At 60.7% G+C, this 18,198-nt stretch carries 17 protein-coding genes; 13 read left to right on the top strand and 4 right to left on the bottom strand.

Annotated elements, in window-relative coordinates; genetic code table 11:
• The first annotated feature begins 349 nt into the window (after positions 1-349).
• The 6 genes from rpsF to ABRP30_RS25040 all read left to right on the top strand — a co-directional run bounded on the left by rpsF (position 350) and on the right by ABRP30_RS25040 (position 6,335).
• Positions 350-775: a 30S ribosomal protein S6 gene (gene rpsF, locus ABRP30_RS25065; RefSeq protein WP_003249557.1), complete on the top strand. Its 426-nt coding sequence runs from the start codon at positions 350-352 to the stop codon at positions 773-775.
• A 28-nt stretch (positions 776-803) separates the two neighbouring features.
• Positions 804-1,034: a 30S ribosomal protein S18 gene (gene rpsR / locus ABRP30_RS25060; RefSeq protein ID WP_003249563.1), complete on the top strand. Its 231-nt coding sequence runs from the start codon at positions 804-806 to the stop codon at positions 1,032-1,034.
• Between the two features lie 33 nt (positions 1,035-1,067).
• Positions 1,068-1,931 carry a hypothetical protein gene (locus ABRP30_RS25055; RefSeq protein ID WP_241806236.1) on the top strand — a complete coding sequence of 288 codons (864 nt, stop codon included), beginning with the start codon at positions 1,068-1,070 and terminating at the stop codon, positions 1,929-1,931.
• 20 nt (positions 1,932-1,951) lie between these two features.
• A complete protein-coding gene (gene rplI / locus ABRP30_RS25050) occupies positions 1,952-2,398 on the top strand; it encodes a 50S ribosomal protein L9 (protein WP_012316464.1) in 447 nt (148 codons plus the stop codon).
• A 113-nt stretch (positions 2,399-2,511) separates the two neighbouring features.
• Positions 2,512-3,909 carry a replicative DNA helicase gene (gene dnaB, locus ABRP30_RS25045; RefSeq protein WP_241806235.1) on the top strand — a complete coding sequence of 466 codons (1,398 nt, stop codon included), beginning with the start codon at positions 2,512-2,514 and terminating at the stop codon, positions 3,907-3,909.
• 122 nt (positions 3,910-4,031) lie between these two features.
• Positions 4,032-6,335: a YgiQ family radical SAM protein gene (locus ABRP30_RS25040; RefSeq protein WP_349976279.1), complete on the top strand. Its 2,304-nt coding sequence runs from the start codon at positions 4,032-4,034 to the stop codon at positions 6,333-6,335.
• 160 nt (positions 6,336-6,495) lie between these two features.
• On the opposite strand, the gene ABRP30_RS25035 is transcribed toward ABRP30_RS25040, so the two are convergent.
• On the bottom strand, positions 6,496-7,083 hold the full coding sequence (locus ABRP30_RS25035; protein WP_349976278.1) for a TIGR00730 family Rossman fold protein: 588 nt from the start codon (positions 7,081-7,083) through the stop codon (positions 6,496-6,498).
• 348 nt (positions 7,084-7,431) lie between these two features.
• Between ABRP30_RS25035 and azu the strand changes: the two genes are divergently transcribed.
• Entirely contained in the window at positions 7,432-7,881 is a 450-nt protein-coding gene (gene azu / locus ABRP30_RS25030; protein ID WP_267824107.1) for an azurin, read from the top strand.
• 108 nt (positions 7,882-7,989) lie between these two features.
• Here the strand turns inward: azu and nadE are convergent, their stop codons facing one another.
• Positions 7,990-8,817: an ammonia-dependent NAD(+) synthetase gene (gene nadE, locus ABRP30_RS25025; protein ID WP_267819080.1), complete on the bottom strand. Its 828-nt coding sequence runs from the start codon at positions 8,815-8,817 to the stop codon at positions 7,990-7,992.
• A 3-nt stretch (positions 8,818-8,820) separates the two neighbouring features.
• Entirely contained in the window at positions 8,821-10,026 is a 1,206-nt protein-coding gene (pncB, locus tag ABRP30_RS25020; RefSeq protein WP_241806230.1) for a nicotinate phosphoribosyltransferase, read from the bottom strand.
• 492 nt (positions 10,027-10,518) lie between these two features.
• Between pncB and ABRP30_RS25015 the strand changes: the two genes are divergently transcribed.
• From ABRP30_RS25015 to ABRP30_RS24990, 6 genes are all read left to right on the top strand, one after another.
• A complete protein-coding gene (locus ABRP30_RS25015; RefSeq protein ID WP_241806229.1) occupies positions 10,519-11,655 on the top strand; it encodes a branched-chain amino acid ABC transporter substrate-binding protein in 1,137 nt (378 codons plus the stop codon).
• Between the two features lie 154 nt (positions 11,656-11,809).
• The gene (locus ABRP30_RS25010; RefSeq protein WP_012316457.1) at positions 11,810-12,724 is read left to right on the top strand and encodes a branched-chain amino acid ABC transporter permease; all 915 of its coding nucleotides are present in this window, start codon (positions 11,810-11,812) and stop codon (positions 12,722-12,724) included.
• Between the two features lie 2 nt (positions 12,725-12,726).
• The gene (livM, locus tag ABRP30_RS25005; protein ID WP_267819077.1) at positions 12,727-14,028 is read left to right on the top strand and encodes a high-affinity branched-chain amino acid ABC transporter permease LivM; all 1,302 of its coding nucleotides are present in this window, start codon (positions 12,727-12,729) and stop codon (positions 14,026-14,028) included.
• A complete protein-coding gene (locus ABRP30_RS25000; RefSeq protein WP_241806227.1) occupies positions 14,025-14,900 on the top strand; it encodes an ABC transporter ATP-binding protein in 876 nt (291 codons plus the stop codon). Before livM ends, ABRP30_RS25000 begins: the two co-directional genes overlap by 4 nt.
• Complete coding sequence (locus ABRP30_RS24995) at positions 14,897-15,613, top strand: ABC transporter ATP-binding protein (protein ID WP_349976277.1); 717 nt, start codon at positions 14,897-14,899, stop codon at positions 15,611-15,613. The genes ABRP30_RS25000 and ABRP30_RS24995 overlap by 4 nt, the downstream gene beginning before the upstream one ends.
• 607 nt (positions 15,614-16,220) lie before the next feature.
• A complete protein-coding gene (locus ABRP30_RS24990; protein ID WP_267819074.1) occupies positions 16,221-16,988 on the top strand; it encodes an SDR family oxidoreductase in 768 nt (255 codons plus the stop codon).
• Between the two features lie 100 nt (positions 16,989-17,088).
• On the opposite strand, the gene ABRP30_RS24985 is transcribed toward ABRP30_RS24990, so the two are convergent.
• Positions 17,089-18,186 (bottom strand): AGE family epimerase/isomerase, encoded by a 1,098-nt coding sequence (locus ABRP30_RS24985; protein ID WP_349976276.1) that lies wholly within the window; start codon positions 18,184-18,186, stop codon positions 17,089-17,091.
• Positions 18,187-18,198 lie beyond the last annotated feature (12 nt).

The following is an 18,198-nucleotide window of genomic DNA, read 5'->3' as shown; positions in this document are numbered from 1 at the left end:
GCCTGTAAGGCTCTACCACTGCCAAGCTGGCACTCCACGGATACCGCCATAGGTTCAATGCCTGTGGTGGTCCGGTGGCAGCAACTGTCGTGCTCAACTTCTACATAGCTGGCGCGATCCCTGTGGAAGCCGGCTGGCCGGCGATGAAGGGCGTGCAGGTCTAAAGTGTTTCCGGCTGTTCAAATAATCGCCAATCACCTTGCTTGTGCGCACCGCCTTCTCTACAATTGCGCCCCTTGCCGAGCTGGCAGGTGCGCATGTGCCTCCCCTCCATGGCAAGACATACAGTGTCATTCACTCCTTGTCTGACCAGATACGCTGGCAGACTACTAACCCGTAAGGAGCATTCATGCGTCATTACGAAATCATCTTCCTGGTTCACCCGGACCAGAGCGAGCAAGTCGGCGGCATGGTTGAGCGTTACACCAAGCTGATCGAAGAAGATGGTGGCAAGATCCACCGCCTGGAAGATTGGGGCCGTCGTCAACTGGCCTACGCAATCAACAATGTTCACAAGGCTCACTACGTGATGCTGAACGTTGAGTGCACCGGCAAGGCCCTGGCCGAGCTGGAAGACAACTTCCGCTACAACGATGCCGTGATCCGTAACCTGGTCATCCGTCGCGACGAAGCCGTAACCGGTCAGTCCGAGATGCTGAAGGCCGAAGAGAACCGCAGCGAGCGCCGTGAGCGTCGTGAGCGTCCTGAGCATGCTGACTCCGCCGAAGGCGACGACAGCAATGACAGCGACTCCAGCGATAACGCTGACGAGTAATCCACGGACCTTTTGAGGAGCCTATTACATGGCACGTTTCTTCCGTCGTCGTAAATTCTGCCGCTTCACTGCTGAAGACGTGAAAGAGATCGACTTCAAAGATCTCAACACCCTGAAAGCTTACGTATCCGAAACCGGCAAAATCGTTCCAAGCCGTATCACCGGTACCAAAGCTCGTTATCAGCGTCAGCTGGCTACCGCTATCAAGCGCGCCCGCTTCCTGGCCCTGCTGCCCTACACCGACAGCCACGGCCGCTGAGACCGGGTCGTCGACAAGTAGTAAGGGATAAGCATGCGAGCGTTGGCTGATTTCATCATGCGCGGTCGTGTGCAGGCCACCTTGGTGGTGGTCGTGAGTGCGGTATTACCGCTGCTGTTCTGGTTGAGTGCCGCTGCCGGGAGCCTTGTGCTGCTGCGGCGCGGGTTCAAGGACGCTTCAACGGTCATCGCTTTCGGCCTTTTGCCGGCGGTGGCCATATGGGCCTTCGGTGATCCAAGCACCTTGCTGGTGCTGGTGGGAACACTGGGGCTGGCCGCCTTGTTGCGTGCCGGGCATTCCTGGAGCCGGGTGTTGTTGTCCAGTGTTGTGTTGGGGTTGGTCTACAGCCTCATCCTGGACGCGGTACTGCGCGAAACCTTCGAGGTGTTGGCCAAGGCGCTTTCCGAAGCGCTGCCGCAAGTCGAAGGCAAGCCAGTCATTCCCGGTGAGCTGATCGGCCCTGTGCTGGTCGCTTCCACAGCGGTGATGTTGCAGTTGTTCAGTGTGCTGGCTTTGATGCTGGCGCGTTATTGGCAAGCAGCGTTGTACAACCCTGGAGGCTTCGGTCGCGAGTTTCGCGCCCTGAAGTTGCCGCGGGCAGTCATGCTGGCTCTGGTTGCCGCGATGGTGTTGGGTCCGTTCATCGGCCCGCAGTTCATCGTCCTGGCTTCCGCGTCCAGCCTGGTGCTCGTCCTGGCCGGCATCGCCTTGATGCATGGGCTGGTGGCACAGGGTCGGCTGGCCGGTTTCTGGCTGGTCGGCATGTATGTGACGCTGCCGCTGATAATGCAGCTGATTTATCCGTTGCTCGTGGTTTTGGCCATTGTCGACAGCCTGATTGATTTTCGCGGTCGCAAGTCCCCTGAGGGAAATGACTCCGCGAACGGTGAAGGTTAAAAGTTAAGAGGTTTTACCAAATGGAACTGATCCTGCTGGAAAAAGTCGCTAACCTGGGCAACCTGGGCGACAAAGTTAAGGTTAAGGCTGGTTACGGCCGTAACTTCCTGCTGCCATTCGGCAAGGCCACCGTTGCCAACGCCGCCAACCTGGCTGCGTTCGAAGAGCGTCGCGCCGAGCTGGAAAAAGCAGCTGCTGACCGTAAATCGTCGGCTGAAAGCCGCGCTGCCCAACTGGCCGAGCTGGAAGTGACCATCACTGCCACCGCTGGCGACGAAGGCAAGCTGTTCGGTTCGATCGGCACCCACGACATCGCTGACGCCCTGACCGCCTCCGGCGTTGAAGTGGCCAAAGCTGAAGTTCGTCTGCCGAACGGCACCATCCGTCAGGTTGGCGAATACGACGTAGCCGTGCACCTGCACAGCGACGTTGAAGCCACTGTACGTGTGGTCGTCGTAGCAGCCTAAGCTGCGCTGACTGGGTAGCTCCTTGCGGGCTGCCCGGTTAACATCGGGCACGTCCTGTTTCTGAACAGGCCGTGCCCTTTGTCTTTTTCATCCTCCAGAATTTTTTCGTGGCCATGAACGAGATCACCAATCCCGAACAGCTAGACCTGCAAACCGCTGCCCTCAAGGTGCCGCCGCATTCCATCGAGGCCGAACAGGCCGTGCTCGGTGGCCTGATGCTGGACAACAACGCCTGGGAGCGGGTGCTGGATCAGGTGTCGGATGGCGATTTCTATCGGCATGACCACCGCCTGATCTTCCGTGCCGTGCACAAGCTGGCCGACGCCAACCAGCCGTTCGACGTCGTTACCCTGCATGAGCAACTGGACAAGGAAGGTTTGTCGACCCAGGTTGGCGGCCTGGCGTACCTGGCAGAGCTTGCCAAGAACACCCCGTCGGTTGCCAACATCAAGGCCTACGCCGCGATCATTCGCGAGCGGGCAACGTTGCGCCAGCTGATCAGCATCAGCACCGACATTGCCGACAACGCCTTCAACCCGCAAGGGCGCAATGCCGCAGAAATCCTCGATGATGCCGAACGGCAGATCTTCCAGATCGCCGAGGCACGCCCTAAAACCGGCGGTCCGGTTGGGGTAAACGAACTGTTGACCCTGGCTATCGACCGGATCGACACGCTGTTCAACTCCGACAGCGATATCACCGGTGTTTCCACAGGTTTCACCGACCTGGACGAGAAAACCAGCGGCCTGCAGCCTGCCGACCTGGTCATCGTGGCCGGCCGTCCTTCGATGGGTAAGACCACCTTCGCCATGAACCTGGTTGAAAACGCCGTGTTGCGTACCGACAAGGCGGTGTTGGTGTTCTCCCTCGAGATGCCAGGTGAATCGCTGATCATGCGTATGCTCTCGTCCCTGGGCCGCATCGACCAGACCAAGGTGCGCTCTGGTCAGTTGGACGATGACGACTGGCCGCGCCTGACGTCGGCGGTCAACCTGCTCAACGACCGCAAGCTGTTCATCGACGATACCGCCGGTATCAGCCCTTCGGAGATGCGGGCCCGTACCCGCCGCCTGGCGCGTGAGCACGGTGAGATCGCCATGATCATGGTCGACTACTTGCAGCTGATGCAGATCCCGGGGTCGGCCGGTGACAACCGTACCAACGAAATCTCCGAGATCTCCCGCTCGCTAAAGGCCCTGGCCAAGGAATTCAACTGCCCGGTCATCGCCCTTTCGCAGCTCAACCGCTCTTTGGAACAACGCCCGAACAAGCGCCCGGTCAACTCCGACTTGCGTGAATCCGGTGCAATCGAGCAGGACGCCGACGTGATCATGTTCGTGTACCGGGATGAGGTGTACCACCCGGAGACCGAGCACAAGGGCGTCGCCGAAATCATTATCGGCAAGCAGCGTAACGGCCCCATCGGCTTCGTTCGCCTGGCGTTCATCGGCAAGTACACCCGCTTCGAGAACCTCGCACCGGGCATGTACAACTTCGACGACGACGAATAGAAGTCTACGCGGGTATCACAGCTCACTAGCGTATGAATCCGACGGCTATCGTCGGATTTGGTCAAAATTTGTGCTATATTTCGCGCCCGCGATTTTCCTGCTCAATAGAACCGGTCACTGACATGCAAGCAGCCAAACCACTCTACGACTATCCCAAGTACTGGGCCGAATGCTTCGGGCCAGCACCTTTCCTGCCGATGAGCAGGGAGGAGATGGATCTGCTCGGCTGGGATTCCTGCGACATCATCATCGTGACCGGTGATGCCTACGTCGATCATCCGTCATTCGGGATGGCCATCATCGGCCGCCTGCTGGAAGCACAAGGCTTTCGCGTGGGCATCATTGCCCAGCCGAACTGGCAGTCCAAAGACGACTTCATGAAGCTTGGTGAGCCGAACCTGTTCTTCGGCGTCGCGGCGGGCAACATGGATTCGATGATCAACCGGTACACCGCAGACAAGAAAATCCGCTCTGACGATGCCTATACCCCCGGCGGCATGGCGGGTAAGCGCCCTGACCGCGCCAGCCTGGTGTACAGCCAGCGCTGCAAGGAAGCCTACAAGCACGTACCGATCGTGCTTGGGGGCATCGAGGCATCGCTGCGGCGCATCGCGCACTATGACTACTGGCAGGACAAGGTCCGCCATTCGATCCTGATCGACGCCAGCGCCGACATCCTGCTGTACGGCAACGCCGAGCGGGCGATCGTCGAGGTCGCCCAGCGCCTGTCCAGTGGCCAGAGCATCGAAAGCATCACCGATGTGCGCGGCACCGCATTCGTGCGTCGTGACACGCCCGACGGTTGGTACGAGATCGACTCGACCCGCATCGACCGCCCTGGCCGCGTCGACAAGATCATCAACCCGTACGTCAATACCCAGGACACCCAGGCTTGTGCCATCGAGCAGGCCAAGGGCGACCAGGAAGACCCGAACGAAGCCAAAGTCGTGCAGATCCTCGACAGCCCGCGCATGACCCGGGAAAAGTCGGTGATCCGCCTGCCATCGTTCGAGAAGGTACGTAATGACCCGGTGCTCTATGCCCACGCCAACCGTGTGCTGCATCTGGAAACCAACCCGGGCAACGCTCGCGCCCTGGTGCAGAAGCACGGCGAAGTGGATGTGTGGTTCAACCCGCCGCCCATTCCCATGACCACCGAGGAAATGGACTACGTGTTCGGCATGCCCTATGCCCGTATTCCGCATCCGGCCTATGGCAAGGAGCGCATCCCGGCCTACGAGATGATCCGTTTCTCAGTGAACATCATGCGTGGCTGCTTCGGCGGCTGCACGTTCTGCTCGATCACCGAGCACGAAGGCCGGATCATCCAGAACCGCTCCCACGAGTCGATCCTGCACGAAATCGAGGAAATGCGTGACAAGGTGCCGGGCTTCACCGGCGTGGTCTCTGACCTCGGCGGGCCGACGGCCAACATGTACCGCATCGCCTGCAAAAGCCCGGAAATCGAGAAGCACTGCCGCAAGCCGTCGTGCGTGTTCCCCGGCATCTGCGAGAACCTCAACACCGACCACAGCTCGCTGATCGAGCTGTATCGCAAGGCACGCGCCCTGCCAGGTGTGAAGAAGATCCTGATCGCCTCGGGTCTGCGCTATGACCTGGCAGTGGAGTCGCCGGAGTACGTCAAGGAGCTGGTCACCCACCACGTGGGCGGTTACCTGAAGATTGCCCCGGAGCACACCGAGCGTGGCCCGCTGGACAAGATGATGAAGCCGGGCATCGGCTCCTATGACCGCTTCAAGCGTATGTTCGAGAAGTACTCGAAAGAGGCGGGCAAGGAGCAGTACCTGATCCCGTACTTCATCGCCGCCCACCCTGGCACCACCGACGAAGACATGATGAACCTGGCCCTGTGGCTCAAGGGCAACGGCTTCCGTGCCGACCAGGTGCAGGCGTTCTACCCCTCGCCGATGGCTTCGGCCACGGCCATGTACCACTCGGGCAAGAACCCGCTGCGCAAGGTCACTTACAAGAGTGAAGGGGTGGAGATCGTCAAGAGTGACGAGCAGCGCCGGTTGCACAAGGCGTTTCTGCGTTACCACGACCCGAAGGGTTGGCCGATGCTGCGTGAGGCGCTGGAGCGTATGGGCCGTGCCGATCTCATCGGCCCTGGCAAGCATCAGTTGATCCCGCTGCACCAGCCGCAGACCGATACTTACCAGAGTGCACGGCGCAAGAACTCGACCCCGGCCGGCAGCCACAAGGTGGGCAAGGATCAGAAGATCCTCACCCAGCACACAGGTTTGCCGCCGCGTGGCAGTGATGGCAGCAAGCCGTGGGACAAGCGTGAAAAGGCCAAGGCTGAAGCGTTCGCCCGTAATCAGCAGGCGGCCAAGGAGCGTAAGGAAGCGGCAAAAGGTGGTGGCAAAGGCAACAAGAAGCCGCGCCAGCCTGTCATCCCGCGCTAAGGCTCAAAGGGGCCGCTTTGCGGCCCATCGCCGGCAAGCCGGCTCCCACACTTACCGTGCAGCCCTTGAAGGCTGAGTTTGCAGTGCAGAGCTTGAATGCTGCGCCAAACCTGTGGGAGCCGGCTTGCCGGCGATGGGCTGCAGCGCAGCCCTTTTCGGATCAATCCGGTTGCTTGCCAACCCATTTGGGCTGCACCGGTGAGACAAACGAATTCATCCCATCCAGCAGGCGCTCCGCCTGCTGCTCCAGCAGCAACATCGCGCGATGCTGCGGCCGCACGAATCCTTCTTGGACGATATGGTCGAGGAACCCGCCCAACTTCTCATAGAAGCCATTGACATCAAGCAAACCTAGCGGTTTTGCGTGATACCCGAGCTGGCCCCAGGTCCATACTTCAAATAACTCTTCCAGCGTACCCAGGCCCCCTGGCAGGGCGATGAATGCATCGCTCAGTTCGGCCATGCGCGCCTTGCGCGCGTGCATGCCGTCAACGACCTCCAAGCGGGTCAGGCCCTTGTGGCCGATTTCGGCAGTCATCAGGCTCTGGGGGATGATGCCGATCACTTGGCCACCCGCCGCCATGGCCGCGTCGGCGACCGTGCCCATAAGGCCGACAGCGCCACCGCCATAGACCAACGTCAGGCCCCGGCGTGCGATCGCCTGGCCGAGGGCGATCGCCGCTTCACGGTAAGCGGGGTTGGCACCGATGCTGGCGCCACAGAACACACAAACGGAACGTACAGGCATTGCTCTTCTCCAGTCACAGGCGTGCACAGGGTACGGCCAATGCATGGCGGTTCCAAGGCAGCTTTCATTCCGGGCGGGAGAACTCGCAGATCGCACCACTGGCGCCGTGGGCGTAGGCGGCGAGCAGGCTGTTCATGAAACTTGAGAGGGACATTGCAGTAGCTCCTAAATGAGAGGTTGTCCCATCGTCTATTAAAAGGGCATGATGTGCTCTTAGATTGGTTGTATACAATCCATTGAACAATTCTACTGGCTGACCACTTGACGGCCCCTTGATGCACGTCAGCAAGGGGCTGAACGGTTTCAGGCAGTCTCGCAATTGATAAAACCCTGCCAAGGAGATTCATGATGTTTGCGAAAGCTGTAGCGGTATCTTTGCTGACCCTCGCCAGCGCCTCCGTCTTCGCCGCCGAGTGTTCGGTGACTGTCGACTCGACTGACCAGATGTCCTACACCACCAAGGAATTCACCGTCGACAAGAGCTGCAAAGCGTTCACCGTGAAACTGACCCATTCCGGCAACCTGCCGAAAAACGTCATGGGCCACAATCTGGTGATCAGCAAGACTGCCGACATGCAGGCCATTGCCACCGAAGGCATGAGCCAAGGCATCGACAAAGGCTACCTGAAGGAAGACAACGCCAACATCATCGCCCACACCGCGATGATCGGCGCACCAGAGAAAGAAACCGAAGTGAAGTTCGACACTTCCAAGCTGGAAGCGGGTGGCGATTACAGCTTCTTCTGCACCTTCCCGGGCCACATCTCGATGATGAAGGGCAAGGTCGTCGTCAAGTAACAGCTCGAAAGCAAAGGAGGGCTTTGCCCTCCATTCGCGACACGCGGCCGCCTCCACAGAAGATCGCACATCCCTGGAGAGGCGGCTGCGCAGCAGGCCCCATTGGCCTCAAGGGGCGAACGGCAGTTCGCGCTTGTGCTGGGTCTTGCGGTAGGTGGCGACGATGATGTCGAACGCTTCCTGCTCAACCGGCTGGCCATGCAGGAAAGCATCGATCTGCTGGTAGGTCACGCCATGCGAGGCCTCGTCAGGCTTGCCTGGCTCCAGGTCTTCCAAGTCCGCCGTGGGCACCTTCTCAACCAAAGACTCCGGCGCCCCGAAGCTGCGCGCGATGGCCCGCACCTGGTTCTTCACCAGGCCGCTCAACGGGGCCAGGTCGCATGCACCGTCACCAAACTTGGTAAAGAAGCCCATCACCGCTTCGGCGGCGTGGTCGGTGCCGATCACAAGGCCTGCACGGGCGCCTGCGATGGTGTATTGCGCAACCATGCGCGTGCGCGCCTTGACGTTGCCCACGACGAAGTCCACCAGTGATGGCGAGCCGTCTTTGAGTGCCTGCACTTCTGCAGCCAGTGCACGCACGGCAGGTGCGATATCAACGGTGTGCACTTCGTCGGCGTTGATCACTTCCAGGCACGCCTGGGCGTCGTGCTCGTCATGCTGTACCTGGTAGGGCAGGCGCACGGCAATGAAGCGGTAGGCCGGGTCGCTGGTTTCAGCGCGCAACTCGCTGATGGCGCGTTGGGCGAGCAGGGCGGCAGTCAGCGAATCGACGCCCCCGCTGATGCCCAGTACCAGGGTCTTGAGACGGGCGTTGGCCAGGCAATCCTTGATGAACGCCACGCGCCGGGCGACTTCGGCCTCGAGCGCAGCGGCGTCTGCAAACGGCGGCTGCACGTTTAGCGCCTGGGCAATCTCTTGCTGAACGGCTTGCATGGGTTACTCCTTGCTGGGGATTTTGAACACGTGACGCATGTAGGCGACGAAGTTCTCGTCGCGGCACTGGGTCTTGGCGGCCTCGTCAGAGATCTTCGCCACCGGCGAGCCGTTGCAGTCAGTCATTTTAAGCACGATATTCATCGGCGCCACGCCGGGGATGTCGCAGGTCAGGTTGGTGCCGATGCCGAAACTGACGTTGATGCGCCCGCGCAGGGCACGGAAAATCTGCAGCGCGCGGGTCAGGTTGAGGCCGTCGGAGAACACCAGGGTTTTGGTCATCGGGTCGATACCCAGCCTTTGGTAATGGGCGATCGCCTTTTCCGCCCAGGCCACCGGCTCACCTGAGTCATGGCGCAGGCCGTCGAAGAGTTTGGCGAAGTACAAGTCGAAATCGCCGAGGAAGGCATCCATGGTGATGCAGTCGGTCAGGGCGATACCGAGCAGGCCGCGGTACTCTCGGACCCAGCAGTCCAGAGCGGCGATCTGGCTGTCGATCAGCCGCGGGCCGAGCTGCTGGTGGGCCATGATCCATTCGTGAGCCATGGTGCCCAACGGCTTGATATCCAGTTTCCATGCCAGGTCGACGTTGCTGGTACCGACGAAGCGGGCCGGGAAGTCATCGCGAAGTACCCGCACCACTTCCTCCTGCACGCGGCCGGAAAAGCGCCGGCGGGTGCCGAAGTCAGCCACTTGCAGCTCGGCCAGTTCGTCGTCGCTGGCGTGCGCCTGCAGCCAGTCGAACTTGCGGTAAAGCTGGTCACGGGCCTCGGCCAGGCGCATGCGCGGATGAAGGTGGCGGTTGCGCACTTCGCTGATGATGGCCAGCAGCGGGACCTCGAAGAGAATCACATGCAGCCAGGGGCCTTTGAGGCGCAGGTACAGCTGGTCGCTCTCTATGCCGACCTGTACATAGCGCAGGTTGAAACGGAACAGGCGCAGGAAGCGCAGGAAATCGGGCTTGAGGAAGCTGATGCGTTCCAGGAAGGCGAGCTGGCCATCATCGAGGGTAAGTTCGCTCAGCCGTTCGAGCTGGTTGCGGATCTCGCCCAGGTAAGGGCGCAAGTCCTCGCCATTGCGGCAGCGAAACTCCCATTCCACGTCGGCGTCGGGGTAGTTGTGCAGCACGGCCTGCATCATGGTGAGCTTATAGAAGTCGGTATCGAGCAGGTTGTGCACGATGCGCTCGGCGAATGCGCTCTCGCTCATCAAGGGTGGCTCCGGAAGCAGGACTGGCGGCCATTGTGCCAGCCTTTTCAGGGTTGTTGTGGCAGTGCGGCCCCAATGCGGGCGAGCCAGCTGCCAAAGATCTGCTTCAGCCGACTTGCCCGCGAGGGGCCAGCACCCTCAACACGGGTGTTTTTTCGTGCACCCGCCAGCCTTGAAACGGTGCTGCCTGTAGCAGTCGCGCACCAGCGGTGTGCACTTCGGTGACGTCTGCTGTTACAGGGCGGTTGCACGTAAACACTTGTCAGGGTTGCAATGATGGCACTCGCTGGTTGCTCCTTGTTCGCGCGAACGGTGGCGCTTGTCGCGTGGTAGACGGTTGCACACTCAATAAAGAAAAGGCCGTCGGTCGCCTCGACGCAGCCCGCTCAGTGTGTTTTCCCACAAGCCAAAACCAATGGCACGGCCCTTGCTCGGAGCTCAGGGCTGAGAAGTTGTAGTGCCAACCAAAAAAAACTCAAGGAGCACCACCTCATGTCGCAGACGTTTTACAAGAAAGGTTTCCTGGCACTGGCCGTGGCTACGGCACTGGGTGTTTCTTCGTATGTTCAGGCCGACGTCAAGATCGGTGTCGCGGGGCCGATGACCGGGGCTAACGCAGCGTTTGGCGAGCAGTACATGAAAGGTGCCCAGGCGGCAGCTGACAAGATCAACGCTGCCGGTGGCGTCAACGGCGAGAAAATCATCCTGGTCAAAGGCGATGATGCCTGTGAGCCGAAACAGGCTGTATCGGTTGCCAACCGCCTGGTCGATCAGGACAAGGTAATCGGTGTGGTGGGCCACTTCTGCTCCTCCAACACCATTCCCGCTTCCGAGGTGTATGACGAAGCAGGCGTGATCGCCATCACCCCTGGCTCCACCAACCCGCAGGTCACCGAGCGCGGGCTGAGCGCCATGTTCCGTATGTGCGGCCGTGATGACCAGCAGGGCATCGTTGCCGGTGACTACATCGTCGATGTGCTCAAGGGCAAGAAAGTGGCGGTACTGCACGACAAGGACACCTACGGCCAGGGCCTGGCCGATGCAACCAAGGCGCAGCTCGAGAAGCGCGGGGTCAAGCCGGTACTGTATGAAGGCCTGACCCGTGGCGAAAAAGACTTCAGCGCCGTGGTGACCAAGATCCGTTCCACCGGTGCCGACGTGGTCTACTTCGGTGGCTTGCACCCCGAAGCCGGTCCGCTGGTGCGTCAGCTGCGCGAACAAGGCCTGAAGGACGTCAAGTTCATGTCCGATGACGGCATCGTCACCGACGAACTGGTCGCGACGGCCGGCGGCGCCCAGTACGTCGACGGCGTGTACATGACCTTCGGGGCCGACCCGCGCCTGCTGCCAGACAGCAAGGCGGTGGTGGAAGAGTTCCGCAAAGCGGGTACCGAGCCTGAAGGCTACACCCTCTACGCCTACGCTTCGCTGCAAGCCTTGGCCGCTGCCTTCAACGGTGCCAAGTCGAACAAGGGCGAAGACGCTGCCAAGTGGCTCAAGGCCAACCCGGTGCAGACCGTCATGGGCGAGAAGAAGTGGGACAGCAAAGGCGACCTGACTGTCTCTGACTACGTGGTCTACCAGTGGGACAAGGACGGCAAGTACCACCAGCTGGATAAACAAAAATAACAACGGCAACCAGCCCGGGCCTACGCCCGGGCCGATGCCCCTGCGGTACCTGTCTTTATTCGGAGATCTGCACGGTTCTGCGCTGCGAGGGCCGCTTCATCCGTGGCTTGCCGTGGTCGGCGCTCGTGCAGTCTCGCTCAGGTGAGATTGCGTTATGGATGGTATTTTCCTGCAGCAACTGGTCAACGGCCTGACTCTAGGGTCGGTCTATGGCCTGATCGCCATCGGCTACACAATGGTCTATGGCATCATCGGCATGATCAACTTCGCGCACGGCGAGGTGTATATGATTTCCGCGTACCTCGCGGCAATCAGCCTGGCATTGCTGGCTTATTTCGGTATCGAGTCGTTCCCCCTGCTGATGTTGGGCACCTTGTTGTTCACCATTGTCGTCACGGGTGTGTATGGCTTCACCATTGAACGCATCGCCTACAAACCCCTGCGCAACTCCACCCGCCTGGCACCGCTGATCAGTGCCATCGGCATCTCGCTGATCCTGCAGAACTATGCGCAGATCAGCCAGGGCGCCCGCCAGCAAGGCGTGCCCACCCTGCTCGAAGGCGCCTGGCGCGTCGAAGTGGGTACCGGCTTCGTGCAGTTGACCTACACCAAGATCTTCATCCTGATTGCCGCATTCGTCGGCATGGGGCTGCTTACCTATGTGATCAAGTACACCAAGCTCGGCCGCATGTGCCGCGCCACCCAGCAAGACCGCAAGATGGCCTCGATCCTCGGTATCAACACCGACCGGGTGATCTCCTATGTGTTCGTCATCGGCGCGGTGATGGCTGCGCTTGCCGGTGTGCTGATCACCATGAACTACGGCACCTTCGACTTCTACGCCGGCTTCATCATCGGCATCAAGGCATTCACCGCGGCGGTGCTCGGCGGCATCGGCTCGCTGCCCGGTGCCATGTTGGGCGGCATCATCCTGGGGATCTCCGAGTCGTTGTTCTCTGGCCTGATCAACTCCGACTACAAGGACGTGTTCAGCTTCTCGCTGCTGGTGCTGATCCTTATCTTCCGCCCACAAGGCCTGTTGGGTCGCCCGCTCGTGGCTAAGGTGTGAACATGTCCACTGCCAAAACTGCCTCCGTTGCCGAAACCCAAGGTTTCGATCTCAAACGCAGCCTGCTGGAGACCATCGTCGCCGGCCTGCTCGCGCTCATTGTCTTTGGTCCGGTCGTCGGCGTGGTGCTCGACGGCTACAGCTTCAATGCCGAACCCCGTCGCGTAGCCTGGCTGGTCGGCGGCGTGATGCTCGGGCGCTTCCTGCTCAGCCTGTACCTGCAGACCGCCGCAGGCAAACGCATGCTGCAAGGCTTCGACAGCGGCGGCTCGGGGGTGCACGTCAATGCACCGAACTACAAATCGCGTCTGCGTTACATCATTCCGGCGCTGATCGTGATCGCCATCGTCTTCCCCATCTTCGCCAACAAGTACCTGCTGACCGTGGTCATCCTCGGCCTGATCTACGTGCTGCTGGGCCTTGGCCTGAACATCGTGGTGGGCCTGGCGGGCCTGCTCGACCTGGGCTACGTGGCGTTCTACGCCATCGGCGCCTATGGCCTGGCGCTGGGCTACCAGTACCTGGGGCTGGGGTTCTGGAGTGTGCTGCCACTGGCGGCCATCGCCGCAGCGTTGGCGGGCTGCATATTGGGCTTCCCTGTTTTGCGCATGCACGGTGACTACCTGGCGATCGTGACCCTGGGCTTTGGCGAGATCATCCGCCTGGTGTTGAACAACTGGCTGTCGTTCACCGGTGGCCCGAACGGCATGCCAGCCCCGGCGCCGACCTTCTTTGGCCTGGAGTTCGGCCGCCGAGCCAAGGATGGCGGGGTGCCGATCCACGAGTATTTCGGCTTCGATTACAACGCTAACCTGAAGTTCGTGTTCATCTATGCCGTGCTGTTCCTGGTCGTACTGGCGGTGCTGTACATCAAGCATCGGCTGACCCGCATGCCAGTTGGCCGCGCTTGGGAGGCGCTGCGTGAAGACGAAATCGCTTGCCGCTCGATGGGCCTGAACCACGTGCTGGTCAAGCTCTCGGCCTTCACCCTGGGCGCCTCAACTGCAGGCCTTGCCGGGGTGTTCTTCGCCACCTACCAAGGTTTCGTCAACCCGTCCTCGTTCACGTTCTTCGAATCGGCGCTGATTCTGGCCATTGTCGTACTGGGCGGCATGGGTTCGACGGTGGGCGTGGTGATCGCTGCGTTCGTGCTGACCGTAGCGCCGGAACTGCTGCGAAGCTTCTCCGAATACCGGGTGTTGCTGTTCGGTGTGCTGATGGTGCTGATGATGATCTGGCGACCGCGAGGGCTGATCCGCATCAGCCGGGCCGGCGTGGTCCCACGTAAAGGAGTGGCGCCATGAGCGACGAAATCATTCTCTCGGTCGACAACCTGATGATGCAGTTCGGTGGCATCAAGGCGCTCAGCGATGTCAGCCTGAAGGTCAAGCGTAACCAGATCTTCGCCCTGATCGGTCCCAACGGCGCCGGCAAGACCACGGTGTTCAACTGCCTGACCGGGTTCTACAAGGCCAGCGGCGGGCGTATCGAGCTGAACGTACGCGGCAGCCATACCAACGTCATCCAGTTGCTCGGTGAGCGCTTCCAGGCGGCGGACTTCGTTTCGCCGGCGCGTTTCGTTTCGCGCCTGTACTACAAGATGTTCGGCGGCACCCACCTGGTCAACCGCGCGGGGCTGGCGCGGACCTTCCAGAACATTCGTCTGTTCAAGGAAATGTCGGTGGTGGAAAACCTGCTGGTAGCCCAGCACATGTGGGTCAACCGCAACCTGCTGGCCGGCGTGCTCAACACCAAGGCCTACCGCAAGGCCGAGAGCGATGCCCTGGACCACGCCTTCTACTGGCTGGAGGTGGTCGATCTGGTCGACTGTGCCAACCGCCTGGCCGGGGAGCTGTCGTACGGCCAGCAGCGCCGCCTGGAAATCGCCCGGGCCATGTGCACGCGGCCGAAGATCATCTGCCTGGACGAACCGGCAGCCGGCCTCAACCCGCAGGAAACCGAAGCACTTAGCCGCATGATCCGCGTGCTGCGAGACGAGCACGACATCACCGTGGTGCTGATCGAACACGACATGGGCATGGTCATGAGCATTTCCGACCATATCGTCGTGCTCGACCACGGCAACGTGATCGCCGAAGGCGCGCCGCAGGATATCCGCCACAACCCGACGGTGATCGCCGCCTACCTGGGTGCCGACGAAGAGGAGCTGGTATGAGTGCACCCATTCTGGAATTGAAGGATCTGGACGTGTTCTACGGGCCTATCCAGGCATTGAAAAAGGTCTCGATGCACATCGACGAAGGTGAGACCGTGAGCCTGATCGGCGCCAATGGTGCCGGCAAGTCGACCCTGCTGATGTCCATCTTCGGCCAGCCGCGGGCGGCCTCCGGGCAGATTGTCTACCGCGGCACCGACATTACCCGCAAGTCGTCGCACTACATCGCATCCAATGGCATCGCTCAGTCGCCAGAAGGACGCCGGGTGTTCCCCGACATGAGCGTCGAGGAAAACCTGATGATGGGTACCATCCCTATCGGTGACAAATATGCCAGTGAGGACATGCAGCGCATGTTCGAGCTGTTCCCACGGTTGAAGGAGCGGCGTAACCAGCGTGCGATGACCATGTCCGGTGGTGAGCAGCAGATGCTGGCCATTGCCCGTGCGCTGATGAGCCGGCCCAAACTGCTGTTGCTCGACGAGCCTTCGCTGGGGCTGGCGCCGATCGTGGTCAAGCAGATCTTTTCGACCCTGCGCGAACTGGCCAACACCGGGATGACCATCTTCCTGGTGGAGCAGAATGCCAACCATGCATTGAAGTTGTCGGACCGGGCCTATGTCATGGTCAACGGCGAGATTCGCATGACCGGCACCGGGCAGGAGTTGCTAGTCAACGAAGAGGTTCGTAGCGCCTATCTGGGCGGGCACTAAGCTGGACTTGGGGCTGCTTTGCAGCCCCAATATTCGTCAAATAGAGAATGTGGACAACTTGTCGCATATCTTTCTTGAGCCACGCCACAATCCCTGCGCAAGCTATTGTTTCCACAGGCTCATTGTTGTCCACGGATAATGTGGAGCCGCCTGTGGAAAACATGGTGGCATCTCGCTGCAACCCATTGAAATCAAGGCTTGCACGGTGCTGGTTAAATTTTGACCAGCTGCCGCATTGAGCGCTTTCAGGCGCGTTGTCACAGGTGTCATTCAATCCCTCAATAATACGCACGACCTGTGGATAACTCTGTGCGAAACCCTTGGACAGACTGCTGCAAGCGGCATGGTTGAAAGCGTCGCGCCATCATAGGGCTGCGCAAGGATGACCGTAGTTGGCTGAAAGGGTTCCGCCTAAGGGTCAAGTTGCCCCCAATCCGTGGGGAAAGCCTTGTGGATAACATGCGCATAGATGGCGCAGGCCCCTCTACCATGCGGGTTTTCGGGTAATGTACAAAAAATGACCAAGGGCTTCTATGGCTTGCTGACGACGCCCGTCGCGGGCATGCTGCAAAGCTTGCCGAAAATAATCCACAGCGAGGAACAGAGCATGACGTCCACCGTATTCATCACTGGCGCGACTTCCGGTTTTGGCGAAGCCTGCGCGCGCCGTTTCGCCGATGCCGGCTGGAAGCTGATCCTTACCGGCCGGCGCAAGGAGCGCCTGGATGCCCTGTGCGCCGAGCTGTCAGCCAAAACCGAAGTGCATGGCCTGGTGCTCGATGTACGTGACCGCAAGGCCATGGAGCAGGCCATCGCCAATTTGCCGGCCGGCTTCGACAAGTTACGCGGCCTGATCAACAACGCAGGCCTGGCGCTTGGCGTCGATGCCGCGCAGAACTGCAGCCTGGATGACTGGGAGACCATGGTCGACACCAACATCAAAGGCTTGATGTTCACCACTCGCCTGCTGCTGCCGCGTCTGATCGCCTACGGCCGTGGGGCGTCGATTCTCAACGTCGGATCGGTGGCGGGTAACTATCCGTACCCGGGCAGCAACGTGTATGGCGGCACCAAGGCGTTCGTTGGCCAGTTTTCGCTGAGCCTGCGCTGCGACCTGCGCGGCACGGGCGTGCGTGTCAGCAATATCGAGCCGGGGTTGTGCGAGAGCGAGTTCTCGCTGGTGCGCCACGGCGGTGACCAGGCCAAGTACGATGCCACCTACGCCGGTGCCGAGCCTATTCAGCCACAGGATATCGCCGAAACCATCTTCTGGATCCTCAACCAGCCGGCGCACATCAACATCAACAGCCTGGAGCTGATGCCGGTGAGCCAGGACTGGGCGGGGTTATCGATCGATCGTTCGGTGAAAGGCTGACGCCCTAGGGGCGCTTTGCCGCCCAACCGCCGGCAAGCCGGTTGCCACAGGCGTTGCGGGCGCCGCTCGCTGTGTGGCAACCGGCTTGCCGGACGTGGCGTCAGTCAAAGCGCTGCAGGCCTTCCAGGCAAGTCGCCAGGTGGTAGGGCGTAGTCGAAGGCATGTCATGGCGGCTGACCGCACCATCACCATCGCGGCATTCATACCAGCCGCCATCGTGCAGGAAGCGTTGCTGCATTGCCTGCAACTGCTCGGCCAGCTTCGCTTCACTGCCTGGCCGTAATGCCAGCGCGCGCAGATATTCAGCCTGTGCCCAGATCCGCTGGGTCGCATCGATCACCTTGCCATCCACCGCGAGCATCGCCAGCACTGCGGCATCCTTCACTCCGCACTGCTCGGCGTAACCGAATGCGCGGTCGATCGATGCATGCAGCGGCGTGCCGCGCAGCAGTGCCGAGGTATGCAGCAGGTAGAACCACTCGAACTGATGCCCCGGCTCGAACCAGTTATCCACAGCACCGCGGGGTTTTTCCAGCATCAGGCCAGAGTGCGGCTCGATGAAGTGCGTCTGCAGGGCTTGGCACAGTTGCAGCAGTGCTTGTTGAACACCCGGGTCTTCACGCACGCAGAGCACTTGCAGGAAGGCTTCGGCCAAGTGCATCTGTGGGTTTTGCAGGGGGCCGCTGCCAAGGTCGCTCCAGTCTTCACCCAGGCTCGCTTCGTAGAGGCCGTCATCGCGGGCAAACCGCTCGTTGACGATCTCAAGGGCAGCATTGAGGGCCGACTCCACCAGGCCTTCGCGGACTTTGCCCCAGTAATGAGCGCAGGCAAACACGATGAATGCATGGGTGTAGAGGTCCTTGCGCCGGTCCAGCGGCTTGCCTTGGGCATCGATGCTGTAGAACCAGCCGCCATGTTCAGCGTCGTGGAAATGCCGCTGCAGGGAGCGGAACAGCGCTGCAGCCCGCTCGGCCGCGCCCGGTTGTTCGATGCGGCTGCTGAACAGGTACAACTGACGCGCGCAGGCCATTGCCCGGTACCGCTGCACCGGCAGCGGGTGGTGCATGGCATCCAGGGCCTCGTAGGGCAGGGCCATTTCGGCATTCCAGCCCGGGCCGAGCCACAGCGGTACGATGCCTTCGGCGAAGTGCTGTTTGAAGCCGGCCAGTTCGGCTGGAGTGGGGCGGGGGTCGGACATGAATGCGCTCGT

Source organism: Pseudomonas sp. WHRI 8519, assembly GCF_040224055.2.
Taxonomy (GTDB): domain Bacteria; phylum Pseudomonadota; class Gammaproteobacteria; order Pseudomonadales; family Pseudomonadaceae; genus Aquipseudomonas; species Aquipseudomonas putida_X.
The sequence above is the reverse complement of the archived record's forward strand: the minus strand, read 5'-3'. Positions and strand labels throughout refer to the sequence as shown.